The organism is Kitasatospora sp. NPDC028055, from assembly GCF_040637885.1.
GTDB lineage: Bacteria > Actinomycetota > Actinomycetes > Streptomycetales > Streptomycetaceae > Kitasatospora.
The window spans coordinates 139,363-151,123 of the sequence record NZ_JBEZXE010000011.1 but is presented as its reverse complement, the minus strand read 5'-3'; the positions used below and the strand labels follow the sequence as shown (position 1 = coordinate 151,123).

Sequence of the window (11,761 nt, the reverse complement as noted above, 5' to 3'; positions counted from 1 at the left end):
CTCGGGCTGCGACCGCGTCGCGGGCCGGTCGTCGGGGCCGCTCCGGCGCTGGGCAGGGATGCCGCCCAGGCGGCCGTGACCGCGCTCGGGCAGCGGCAGCCCCTGCTCGACACCGGTGCGCAGGACCAGGGCGGTGCGTACGTCCCGCTGGTCCGGCCGGTCGCGGCCGGCCAGGTCCGCGACCGTCCAGGCGACCCGGAGCACCCGGTCCAGGCCGCGGGCCGTCAGCAGCCCGCGCTCCAGCTGGCGGGCGACGTCGTTGAGCGCGCCGGCCGCGAGCTGCCAACGGGTGCGCAGTTCGTGGCCCGGCACCTCCGCGTTGGTCCGCCACGGCGTGTCCGCCAGCCGCGCGGCGGCCCGCTCCCGCGCCGCCAGCACCCGGGCCGCGACGGTCTCGGTGGTCTCCGCCGTGGTGTCCCGCTCCATCAGCTCGATCCTGGTCACCGGGGCGACCTGGACCTGGAGGTCGACCCGGTCCAGCAGCGGCCCGGAGAGCCTGCCCTGGTACCGGCTGACCATGACCGGAGTGCACTCGCAGCCCTCGCCCCGCCGTGAGTACCGGCCGCACGGACAGGGGTTGGCGGCCAGGCAGAGCAGGAACCGCGCCGGGAGCCGCAGCGAACCGGCCGAGCGGGCGATCACCACCTCGCCCGACTCCAGCGGCTGGCGCAGCGCGTCGAGCACCCGCACGGGGAACTCGGGCGCCTCGTCCAGGAAGAGCACGCCGCGGTGGGCGAGGGAGACCGCGCCCGGTCTCGGCAGGCCACTGCCGCCGCCGACGATCGCGGGCATCGTGGTGGAGTGGTGCGGGGCGCAGTAGGGCGCGGAGTCGATCAGCGGGCGCCCGGCCGGGAGCAGGCCCGCCACCGAGTGGACGGCCGTGACCTCCAGCGACTCCTTCTGGGTCAGCGGCGGGAGCAGCGCGGGCAGCCGCTCCGCCAGCATCGTCTTGCCCGCGCCCGGCGGCCCCTTGAGGTAGAGGTGGTGGCCTCCGGCGGCGGCGATCTCCAGGGCCCGCCGGGCCTCGTACTGGCCGGCCACGTCCGCCATGTCGAGGCGCAGCGCCCGGTCGTCGGGCAGGCCCCGGACACCCGCGCTGGGCAGCATCAGGCCGGCCATCAGCGGATCCGGCCGGCCGCCGAGCGGGCCCGGCGGCTCCTCCGGTGCGTCGGCCCCGGTCAGGACGGCGACCAGCTGGCGCAGGCTGCGCACCCCGATCACCGTCACGCCCGGCACGAGCGAGGCCTCGGGCGCCGTCTGCTCGGCGACCACCACCCGTTCGTACCCGGCGTCGGCCGCGGCCAGCACCGAGGGCAGCACCCCGCGGACCGGCCGCACCCGGCCGTCCAGCCCCAGCTCGCCGATCAACAGCAGGTCGGCGATGGCGGACGGGTCCAGCCGTTCGGCGGCGGCCAGTACGGCGCAGGCCACCGCGAGGTCGAAGCCGCTGCCGCTCTTGGGCACCGAGGCGGGGCTGAGCCCGACGGTCAGCTTGCGCTGCGGCCAGGCCTCCCCGCTGTTGATGTCTTCCCTGATGATTAGATGTGTTCAAGCATCAAAGGGAGGCTGTCGTGAACGAGTGGCTGGTGGTGTGGGTGCCCGATCGGGAGAGATGGGGACAGCTACCGGAAGGGGGAGTGCTGGGGGTGACTGACCTGCCGACGGCGGTGGCTGGGCTCGGTCTGAAGCCGGGCGATCCGGTGTTCGTCTCGCCTCGGTTCGAGGTGGATCTCGACTTGCTGGATTTCGTGCGGTCGAAGGAGTTCCGCAGCCTGGAGCGGGAGACGAAGCGCAACTACGGGACGGATATCCGGCTGCTGCTGAACTTCCTGTCGTCGCGCGGGGTGCGGTGGCGGGTGGCGACCGAGCAGGACTTGTTGGACTACCGGGACTGGCGGTGCGACTCGCCGCTGAACCCGAAGCGGATCGGCGGTACGAAGTGGGAGCGTGAGGCCGCCGCGTTCACCCGTCTGTACAAGTGGGCCAAGGTAGTCCCGATGCCCGTGGACATCGGACGGCGAGAAGACCGGGCAGCGGACTCGGTGAGCTCACGGGTGTCGTGGCTGACGCCCCGCACGTGGGGCCTGTGGTCGAACGTCGGGCTGCGCGGTCACACCCGGCAGGGTGTGCCGGCGGCCGGATGGGATTCACGGACGGAGGAGCGCAACACCTCATTCGTGCAGCTCGAACTGAGTTCGGGGCTGCGACGGCAAGAGGGCGGTGCCCTGCTGACGTTCGAGCTGCCTACGCAGAAGCTCAGGTACGGGCGCTACTGCCACGGGCAGATCGCCGCAGCCCTGACTCGGTCGAAGCAGAGCCGGACGTTCTACGCGAGCGTCGAGGCGCTGGGCCAGGTCGAGGCGTACGTGCAGTCGGAACGAGCTTGGGCGATCGACCGCGCCCAGCAGGAGGGGCGATACGAGCGGCTGCCGTACATGCGGCTGGTCACCGAGGTGACGCGGGGACGGGAACCGAAGGTCCGCTGGGTGGACCGGGACGGCGTGGAGGGCGAGCTGAAGCTGACGTTGCTGGACTGGCGGGAGCGGCAGTGGCTCTTCCTGGAGGGACCGAACGGCCCGGAACCGGCGTGGCTCTGGCTGACCGAGCAGGGCATGCCGATGCTGCCGGACCGGTGGAACACGGTGTTCAGGAATGCAAACTTGCGCTGCGAGGCAGTCCTGCTGACCGAGCAGGAGCGGCGCTTGGGACGGAACTTCCGTCTGGCGGAGATCCGGGGCAAGGCTCCGTGGGCAACCCCCCACTCCGCCCGGCATTCGATGGCGCTCTACCAGTTGATCGTGCTGAACAAGCTGATGGAGACCAGGTTCGGGCTGACCGCCGCGGACCGGCGCGACTTCGCGCTGCTGTTCGGCGACCCGTGGTTCCTGGTCAAGACGTTGCTGGGACACGCGGACGTGGAGACCACCAAGCGTCACTACCTCGCGCCGGTGTCACATCTGCAACTGGAGTCGATCCTGGCCATTGCGGACGCCGACCCCAGCAGGCGGGAGATCGAGGACCTGGACGGGATGTTCGCCCGGCTCGCGCGTGAGACCTCCGGAATCCAGGACGTGGAACTGCTGGTGGACGATCTGGTCGACGCGCTTCCGGCGGTGGGAGCGTGAGCGGGCGCGGGCACCGGGCGGTGCCACCACCCCGCGAACACCGCAGCCCACAGGCCCTTGGCCCGGACGGCCTGGTGGTGACTGTGGTCAACAAGGCCGGGTTCCCGAAGAGCTTCGACTTCACCACGCTGCCGGTTCCCGAACCCATGCAGCGTTCACTCGCAAGGGCGTTCGCTGGCCAGTCGCGCACGTGGACTCAGCACACCACCGCGAGGGGGTACTGGAACGCCTTGCTGGCCTTCAGCCGCTTCCTGAACGGCCGCCCGACCATTCCGGACGACCTGGACGGCCTGGAGCTGGCCGTGATGAAGCGCTGGCGTGAGCGTCAACTCCCCACCAACGGCGGCAGGACCACCCTGATGTGCGTCCGGAAGCTCCTGCTGCGGGATGCCCGGCTGCGGACGGGGCCGGTGGCCGAGGAGCTCTCCCGGCGCATACCCGCGCCCAAGCCGAGCAAGCAGTCCTACGTGGAGACGGAGCGGGATCAGGTCGTTCTGGCCGCCCAGCGGCAGTTCCGAACTGCATGGATGCGCATCCGCGAGAACACCGAGTTGCTGGAGCGCTGGCGGGCAGGGGCCCTGTCCGAGGGAAGCCGCGAATGGCGGATCGGGCGGGTCCTCGACCATCTCGCACGTACTGGCGATGTTCCTCGCACGTTCTCGCCTTCCGGCTCGGCCAACGCGACGAACCGCCGCCTGCTCGGCGGTTCCACTGCGGAGTTCACATGGGGACGCCTGCTCCTGACACGCCACGAGGCAACTGCTCTCGCTCTGCTCCTGACTGACCGGTTCGCCTGGAACCTCTCCGTCTACAGCCACATGCCAGCGCCCACGACGGCACCGTCCTCGGGCGAGACGAGGACGGTGACCTATCAGGTGCAGGTGGAGAAGCACCGGGCCGGCAGCGGGCGCTGGTTTTCCACCGAGAACATCACCGACTCGGGCGCCGACTCGCGCGGCAGACTGATCACGCAGGCACTCGAAGCCACCGAGCCCGGCCGGATCCTGGCCTCGCACCTGGCTCCCGGTACCGATCTGCTGATCACCTTCCGTGCCGGGCTCGTCGGGCGCGTGGACCAGTACTTGGACCGGCCCCGCCCGGTCGGACCCCTGCGGTTCGGCATCTCAGCGGACGATGCAAAGTCTTGGGCGGAGAGCCACAGTCTCGGCGGTTCGCCGTTCCAGCGGGTCCGGCGAACCACGGTGGTCGAGGAGGGACGCCCGCTCCAGCACAGTCGGGGCACCCATCAGAGCACCTACGTCCTGCCTGACAAGCGTGTCCAGGCCGCCTCCCGGGACGTCTTCGGAGAAGGCGCTCTCGAGGCCCTGGAGAAGGCTCAGGCCGCCGTCTTCGGCGGCACCTTGAGTGCCGCGCCGAACCCCGCTCACAGCCAGAGCGCGACGGTCGACTGCGAGGACGAGAGCACCAGCCCCTGGGCCGTGCCCGGCGATGGCTGCGGCGCGGACTTCCTGCTCTGCTTGGCCTGCCGGAACGCACACGTCCACCCCGGCCACCATCCCCGCCTGGCCTACCTGCACCAGCAGCTGGACAGCATGCGGTCTGCTCTGCCCGAGCACCACTGGAACGAGCGCTGGCGTGACCACCTGCTGAGGTTGGAAGACCTGCGGGAAAAGGTCGGCACCGCCGCCTGGGCCGCCGCCCTGGCCCGGGTCAGCGACACCGACCGCGCCATCGTCAGCCTCCTGTTGAAGGGAGGGCTCGCTCCGTGACCACCGCCGCCATCGAGCTCGACCCCTACATCCTGTCAATGCCCACCGCAGACAGCGCGGTCGTACTGCCCAAGTGGATCAGCCCGACCAACGACCACCCCAACGGCCGCTACCGGGACCTGGTGTGGCCGCTGGCTCCACTGATCGACAACCCTGCTTCCAGTCTGGTGTCCATTCACTGGAAGAACTGCCCCGAAGAGATGCGTGACCAGCTGAAGCAGGTCGCCTGGGCCATGATCAACGGCGAACTCCGCCCCTCCCACTTGAAGCAACGGGGGGCCGCGGCACGTGGCCGGGCATCCGCCTCCGAACTGTCGACCACCTGTCGCGAGTGGATGCGCCTGGCACGCTGGCTGGTCAAGCGGGGCACGACGGACCTTGCCGACTGTTCCCCGGACGACTTCGCCGCCTACGCCGCCTACCGCAAGGCTGAGGGCATCAGCCGCGAGGACGGGAAGAAGCTCCTCGGCCGGTTGACGGACCTGTGGGCCTTCGACCAGCTCACCGCCAGCCCGTTGGGCGTCGTCCAGCCCTCGTGGATGGTCGACGGTGTCGATGACCATCTGCCCGCCGAGACGGGCGAGGGCGGTAGGGAGAACTCGACCGAACCGCTGGACCCGCAGGTCATCGGGCCTCTGCTTGTATGGGCGAGCCGGATGGTCGAGGACTTCGCCGACGACATCCTGGCGGCCTGGGCCGAGCGGTGCCGCATGAACGACATCGCCGTCCCGCTCCGGGGGAACCCCGAAGGGCAGGCTGCGCTGGAGGCATACCTGCTGCCGCTCATCCAGTCCGGCGCGCCCTTGCCGACCTCCGGGACCCCGAGAGCGCACTCCCTGGCGAGGACGTTCATAGCCGCGACAACAGGCGCCAGCCTCTCGCAGGTCAGCCATTTCGGCCGGCGGCACGGTCTTTCCAGGCTGGCGGCGGAACGGGCCGAGCCCGCCCGCCTGCCTACTGCGATAACCGGGCTGATCGAGGGACGGCCGTGGCGGGAATTCATCAGCTTCGACGAAGCAGGCGTCCTGATCCGGCACCTAGGCACCGCCGCTGCGGTGGTCTGCCTATATTTGACCGGCATGCGGCCGCAAGAGGTTCAGGGCCTGCGCTCCGGCTGCTGCCCCACCCCCGAGCCTCGCCCTGACGGCACCACGGGGCATCACCTGATTTACAGCCGCCACTACAAGAGTGTCACCGACGCGGACGGCAACCACATCTCAGCCGGAGAGGACCGAGAAGTGCCATGGACCGCGATCACCCCTGTGGTCCGCGCCATCCGTGTCCTGGAACGCATGGTCCCGGACGGCGAACTGCTACTCAGCGCCGCCCATCACGACATCATGCAACGTCGCTTGCGCGGTGCCCTGAAACGGGGTGCCCTGAGACAGCGGATCGAGGAGTTCGTCGCCTGGGTGAACCAGGAGGCCCAGATCCAAGGACTGGCCGAGCAAGTCATCCCCGAAGATCCGCACGGGAAAATCGGCCTGGCCAGGTTCCGTAGGACGTTGGCTTGGCATGTCGCCCGCCGCCCCGGGGGGCTGATCGCTCTGGCCATTCAGTACGGTCACATGCGCACGATCCTGGACGCCCGCACGTCCACCGGCTACGGCGCCCGCAGTCGGCGCGGCATCCACGGCGAACTCGACGTGGAGACCGTGATGGCGGCAGCGGACACCGCGGCAAAGCTGAACGACCGCATGGCGGCCGGGGAAAAGATCTCCGGCCCAGCCGCCCGCCGGGCACTGACCGCCGCCGCGACCACTCCCAGGTTCGAGGGGAAGCTGGTCACCCCCAAGTTCGCCAAGAAGGCCGCCAGCTTCCTGGCCCGCGACGGCTTGGTGCTGTTCGACAACCCCGACGCCCACCTGATCTGCGTGTTCAAGCGCGACACCGCGCTCTGCGACCCGAGCCCGGACGCCATCGCGCCGAACCAGTTCGCCTGCGAGCTCGGGTGCGGCAACGCGGTCCGTACCGACACCCACGCCGCCGGCCTGCGGGAGCGTGCGGGCGAGTTGGAAGCTCTGGCCGCTGCCGCCCCTGAGCCGGTCGGGCGGCGGCTGAAGCGCAACGCGGACCGCCTGCGCGAGGTCGCCGACACCCACGACGCCACTGCCCAACGATCCGAGGCCCTGACATGAACGACCAGCAGCAGGGCGAACGCGCCCGCATCCGCGAGGCCATGGACCGGCTCCTGGCCGGTCAGGCCACCGTCTCCAACGGGAGCCTGACCGTCGTCGCCCTGGCCGCCGAGGCCGGTGTTCACCGGATGGCTCTGATGAAGCGGCACGCGGACCTGAAGGAGGAGTTCTACGAGCGCGTACGCGCCGAGACGAAGCAGGTCCCGGAGGCCGAGGCACGGCTGCGGAAGAGCGTCACCAAGCTGAAGGAGCGGGTTTCCGACCTGACGGAGGAGAACACGGGGCTGAAGGACCAGGTCACCCATCTCGCGCTCGCGGGAGCCGTCCTGGCCGACCGCTTGCGCAAGGCCGAGGAGGCGGCCCAGCTGCCCGACAACGTCGTGCGCTTCCCCAAGTCCTGACCAGCCAACCATGGACGCCCTGGGCCGGGCAGCAGCACCCGCCCAGGGCGAGCACGCGTCAGGCAGCTTTGGCCATGGGCCGGGCCCGGTCGTACAGCTCCCGGGCGTACTGGTTGCCCTGGTAGGGCTTGACCAGGGCAAGCATGGTGCGGAACCGGTCGTCGGCCCGGCCGGACTGGACGGCCGGGTAGTCGTCCAGGGCCCGGTGCCAGTACGCGCAGGCTTCTTCGAGGCCGCCGGCCTGGAGCTTCCACTCGGCGAGCATGCCGGTCATCCGGACCCGGTTGCGCACGTAGACGGAGTACCGCAGCCGGTCGGAGGACTCCATCGCGGTGATGGCGCCGGCCTTGTCGCCGAGCTCCCAGCGGACCTTGGCCTCGTGGTAGGCCAGGGAGGACGGGTCGTAGGAGCCGAACGCCTTGGCCTTGGACTCGGCCTGCTCCATCGCCGCCTCCGCTATCCGCAGGTGGTACAGGGCCCCGGCCCGGTCCCCGGTCTGGGCCGCCGCGTGGGCCTGCTGCCCGGCCAGGAAGGCCCGCATGCGGGGACCGGCCTCCGGGGAGGCGGCGGAGGCGGCGTTCGCGTACCGGACGGCGGCGGAGCCGTGGCCGAGGTCGACGGCCTGCACGCTCATGCCCCGCAGGGTGGTGCAGTAGGTGAGGTGGTCGCCCGCGTGCCCGGCCAGCTCCAGGGCCTTCACGTAGTAGCGCTGGGCCAGGCTGTCGTGGCGCTCGTCCATGGCCATGTAGCCGGTCAGGTAGCAGTGGTCGGCGGCGGCCGACAGCATCGCCTTGCGGACCTCCTCGGGCGCGTCGGCCCGCAGGAACGGGACGATGGTGTTCACCAGGAAGGAAGCGGCCATGGGCCGGGCCATCCGGCCGCCGAACTGGTCGTCCAGGTCGCTGATCTTCTCGGTCATCGCCGCAACCGACCGGACCTCCGCCATGCCGATCCGCATGTGCGGGTCGGTCCGCAGCATCGTGAACCGGCCGACCAGGTCGGGCCAGCCGGGGATGGTGAGTGCCGCCGAGTACAGGCCGGCCGTCAGGACGCCCCGCCGCGATGGGTCCATGTCCGCGCTCCCCAAGTCGATCAGTCCCGACACCGTATCGGTCGGCTGGTCGACGGCGGCCTGCTCGTCGGAGAATCCCGCCTCGTAGGCGGTGACCGGCCGTTTCAGCCTGCGCGTCAGCGTCTCCAGCACCACGGGCAGGACCTTCGCCACCGGTGAGGTGCCGCCCCGCCAGTGGGAGACCGCCGAGGCGTCGTACTTGAGGCGGTGCCCGGTCTCGGTGCCGGTCCGGTTGACGGCGCGGGCGAACTCGCCGTTGCCCCAGTGGGCCTCGGTCAGCAGCGCGGCGAGCTTCTGGTTCGGCTGACGGTCGCTTCGCACGTCGGTTCCCCCTTGCGGACAGGTTTCAAGGGTTTCAACTTCCCAGCTCGCCCCGACCATATCCGGCTACCGGCCACCGCTGTTGACTGTTCATCAGCAGCAACCCGCTCACGGGTGTTCCGCCTGCCTGGCCGGTCCGGGCCAGCAGCAGGCGGCCTGCTGCCGTTGATGACGCCCCCCAACACCACGCCTGGAGTTCCGCCATGCCCGCGTTCGCTGGTCTGCCTCCCCGAAACCTGCTGGTCAACACCCGGCCGCCGACGTCCCGCCCGTCGTGACCGCCGTGGCCACCGTCCAGGAGGCGGTGGCGGTCCGCACGGCTGAGGCCCAGCTGCCCTACCACCCGAAGTCGGCCTCGCTGGCCCGCGGGCTGGTCCGCAACGCTCTGATCGGGTGGGGCCTTGGCGGCCTGGTCGAGGACGCCCTGCTGATCGTCTCCGAGCTCGTGGGCAACGCCGCCAAGACCGGCTGCCAGCTCAAGATGCGCGTCACGATCACCCTGATCACCGACACCAGCGTGCGGATCGAGGTCACCGACGGCAGCCGGGCCATGCCGGTACGGATCGACGCCGGCCCGGACGCCCTGGGCGGCCGGGGCCTGGACCTCGTGCACAAGCTCACCCGCGGCCACTGGGGGGCCACCCTCCTGGTCAACGGCAAGACCCTTCACGCCGACCTCAAGCTCGGGAGCACGCCATGAGCGCACCACGCCGCGACCCCGTGAGTGCCGCCTTGAAGGCCCTGCTGCTGGCCGGGCACATCGCCGCCCTCGGCCTGCTCGGCATCGCCGCCGGCCACCAGCTGGGCGGCGGCCCGCTGCCCGACCTGGCCGCCGCAACCGCGCCGGACACCGAACCGCCCGGCGCCACCTGACCCCCGTCCCGCCCGGAGCCCCCGGTCTCCCGGCGGAGCGGGCCCGGGGCGCCGGCCGACGACGACACCGGCCGGCGCCCGCCCACCGCACCTCGGCACCACACCCAACGGACCGAGAGGACGACATGACCATCGCCCAGCACAACGCCTCAGACCGGCTGCACGGCCGCCCGGCCGTCCGCAGCTTCCTGGAAGGCCCCGAGCTGACCGCGACCGACCTGAGCATGGTCCTGCTGGTCCGCGAGGACAGCGAGGACGGCGACCGGCCGCTGCCGACCGTCACCGTCGCCGAGATCCCCCAGACCGTCCGGGACCTCGCCGCCGTCGGCGTGCGCTCGGTGAAGATCTTCGCCAACAGCCTCAAGCGCGACCCGCAGGCCGGCGGCGCCACCGCCGCCGACAGCCTGATGGTGCGGGCGATCCGTGCCGCCAAGGACGCCGAGCCGGGCGTCGCGGTGATGACGGAGAACTGCCTGTGCGGGCACACCGACACCGGCGAGTGCCACCTGAGCGCCGCCGGCCGGATCGACCTGGCGGCCACCGCCGAGCTGATCGCCGCCCAGGCGGTCATCCAGGCCGAGGCCGGCGCCGACATCGTGGGCCCGGCCGCGATGATCCGGGGCACCACCGCGGCCGTCCGCCAGGCCCTGGACGAGGCCGGCCACCGGGACGTGGCGACCATGCCGCACCTGATCTTCGACTCCGCCCTCTACAAGGGCTACCGCACCACGATGCGGGCCACCCCCGCCTCCGGCGCCCACCGGCCGTTCCAGGTCAGCCCCCGCAGCCCCGAGTCGGCGGTCGACACCGGCCTGGCGTTCCTCGGCGAGGGGGCGGACATGCTGCTGCTGGAGCCCGGCATGCTGTCGGTGGACGTGCTGACCAGCCTCAAGGCCCGCACGACGGCGCCGCTGATGCCGTTCTCCGTCTCCGGCGAGTACACCCTGCTGGCCCCGCGCGACCCGGCGACCGGGCGGCGCGACTTCAAGCCGCTGGGGGAACTGTTCACCATGCTCAAGCGGGCCGGGGCCGAGCGGATCATCACCTACGCCGCGCTCGACCTGGCCCGCCAGATGAACCCCTAGACCGCCGCCCGGGCCCCGGCCAGGATCTCCTCCGCGCCCTGATCCAGCAGCATCCCGGCCACCAGCACCCCCAGCTTCTCCGGCTCGCACAGCGGGCCGGAGAAGCTGGCCTCCACCTGCCGCCTGCCGTCCACGGAGGTGACCTGCCCGTGCAGGGTCAGCACGTCGCCCACGGCCTTGCCGAACGCGCCGACCGGCACCGAGCACCCGCCGTGGAGCTCGGCGAGCATCGCCCTCTCGGCCCGCACCTCCGCGTCCGTGACCGGGTCGCCCGCGCCGGTCAGGATCTGGCGGGCCAGCTCGTTGTCCTCCCGGATCTGGATGCCCAGCGCGCCCTGACCCGGGCTCGGGGGGAACAGCTCGACGGGCAGGATCTCGGTGATCTCGGCCTCCCGGCCCAGGCGCCTGATCCCGGCCACCGCCAGCACCACCGCGTCCAGCCGCATCGTCTTGAGCTTGCCGAGCCGGGTCGGCACGTTGCCCCGGATCTCGACCGGCACCAGGTCCGGGCGCACGTGCAGCAGCTGGGCGATCCGCCGGGAGGCGGAGGTGCCGATCCGGCCGCCCTGCGGCAGACCGGCCAGGGTCGAGCCGCACAGCGCGTCCTGCACGTCCGCCCGCCTCGGCGGCGGCAGCAGGACCAGGCCGGGCGGGTTGGCGGTCGGCAGGTCCTTGAGGGAGTGCACGATCACGTCGACCTCGCCGGAGGCCAGCGCGGTCACCTGGTTCACCGAGAACGCCGAGCCGCCGCCGCGCTCGGAGACCTCCTTGAGGGCCGAGCGGCGGTCCTGGTCGCCGGCCTCGGTGATCACCCTCTGGCGGAAGGTCACGTCCGGGAAGCGCTCCCGCAGCGGGGCCAGGAACTCCCTGACCTGGGCCCTTGCCAGATGACTGGCCCGCGACCCCACCACCAGTGTGCTCATATCCCAACTCCCGCCATATGCACCTTTGTTGACCGCATGCTACTCGCATCGAACACACCCGGTTTCCGACGGTATGTCGGAGCCCCGAAGGAG

Annotated in this window: 9 protein-coding genes and 1 pseudogene; 7 read left to right on the top strand and 3 right to left on the bottom strand. The window is 71.3% G+C overall.

Annotated elements, in window-relative coordinates; genetic code table 11:
* Nucleotides 1-90 precede the first annotated feature (90 nt).
* Nucleotides 91-1,524, bottom strand: a pseudogene (locus tag AB0F71_RS15260) (YifB family Mg chelatase-like AAA ATPase); the annotation flags it as partial.
* A 47-nt stretch (nucleotides 1,525-1,571) separates the two neighbouring features.
* On the opposite strand from AB0F71_RS15260, the gene AB0F71_RS15255 reads away from it, so the two are divergent.
* From AB0F71_RS15255 to AB0F71_RS15240, 4 genes are all read left to right on the top strand, one after another.
* Nucleotides 1,572-3,125 (top strand): integrase, encoded by a 1,554-nt coding sequence (locus AB0F71_RS15255; protein ID WP_360233201.1) that lies wholly within the window; start codon nucleotides 1,572-1,574, stop codon nucleotides 3,123-3,125.
* A gap of 83 nt (nucleotides 3,126-3,208) precedes the next feature.
* The gene (locus tag AB0F71_RS15250) at nucleotides 3,209-4,855 is read left to right on the top strand and encodes a hypothetical protein (RefSeq protein WP_360233198.1); all 1,647 of its coding nucleotides are present in this window, start codon (nucleotides 3,209-3,211) and stop codon (nucleotides 4,853-4,855) included.
* Nucleotides 4,852-6,993: an integrase gene (locus tag AB0F71_RS15245; protein ID WP_360233195.1), complete on the top strand. Its 2,142-nt coding sequence runs from the start codon at nucleotides 4,852-4,854 to the stop codon at nucleotides 6,991-6,993. Before AB0F71_RS15250 ends, AB0F71_RS15245 begins: the two co-directional genes overlap by 4 nt.
* The gene (locus AB0F71_RS15240) at nucleotides 6,990-7,394 is read left to right on the top strand and encodes a hypothetical protein (protein WP_360233192.1); all 405 of its coding nucleotides are present in this window, start codon (nucleotides 6,990-6,992) and stop codon (nucleotides 7,392-7,394) included. Before AB0F71_RS15245 ends, AB0F71_RS15240 begins: the two co-directional genes overlap by 4 nt.
* A 58-nt stretch (nucleotides 7,395-7,452) precedes the next feature.
* Here AB0F71_RS15240 and AB0F71_RS15235 read toward each other — a convergent pair whose 3' ends face one another.
* On the bottom strand, nucleotides 7,453-8,787 hold the full coding sequence (locus AB0F71_RS15235; protein ID WP_360233189.1) for a tetratricopeptide repeat protein: 1,335 nt from the start codon (nucleotides 8,785-8,787) through the stop codon (nucleotides 7,453-7,455).
* Nucleotides 8,788-9,070: 283 nt separating this feature from the next.
* On the opposite strand from AB0F71_RS15235, the gene AB0F71_RS15230 reads away from it, so the two are divergent.
* The 3 genes from AB0F71_RS15230 (at nucleotide 9,071) to AB0F71_RS15220 (ending at nucleotide 10,745) form a co-directional block, all read left to right on the top strand.
* On the top strand, nucleotides 9,071-9,487 hold the full coding sequence (locus tag AB0F71_RS15230; protein ID WP_360233186.1) for an ATP-binding protein: 417 nt from the start codon (nucleotides 9,071-9,073) through the stop codon (nucleotides 9,485-9,487).
* A complete protein-coding gene (locus AB0F71_RS15225) occupies nucleotides 9,484-9,660 on the top strand; it encodes a hypothetical protein (protein ID WP_360233183.1) in 177 nt (58 codons plus the stop codon). Before AB0F71_RS15230 ends, AB0F71_RS15225 begins: the two co-directional genes overlap by 4 nt.
* A gap of 125 nt (nucleotides 9,661-9,785) precedes the next feature.
* Nucleotides 9,786-10,745, top strand: a complete 960-nt coding sequence (locus AB0F71_RS15220) for a hypothetical protein (protein WP_360233180.1) — start codon at nucleotides 9,786-9,788, stop codon at nucleotides 10,743-10,745.
* Here AB0F71_RS15220 and hemC read toward each other — a convergent pair.
* The gene (hemC, locus tag AB0F71_RS15215; RefSeq protein ID WP_360233177.1) at nucleotides 10,742-11,668 is read right to left on the bottom strand and encodes a hydroxymethylbilane synthase; all 927 of its coding nucleotides are present in this window, start codon (nucleotides 11,666-11,668) and stop codon (nucleotides 10,742-10,744) included. The genes AB0F71_RS15220 and hemC overlap by 4 nt on opposite strands.
* Between the last annotated feature and the right edge of the window lie 93 nt (nucleotides 11,669-11,761).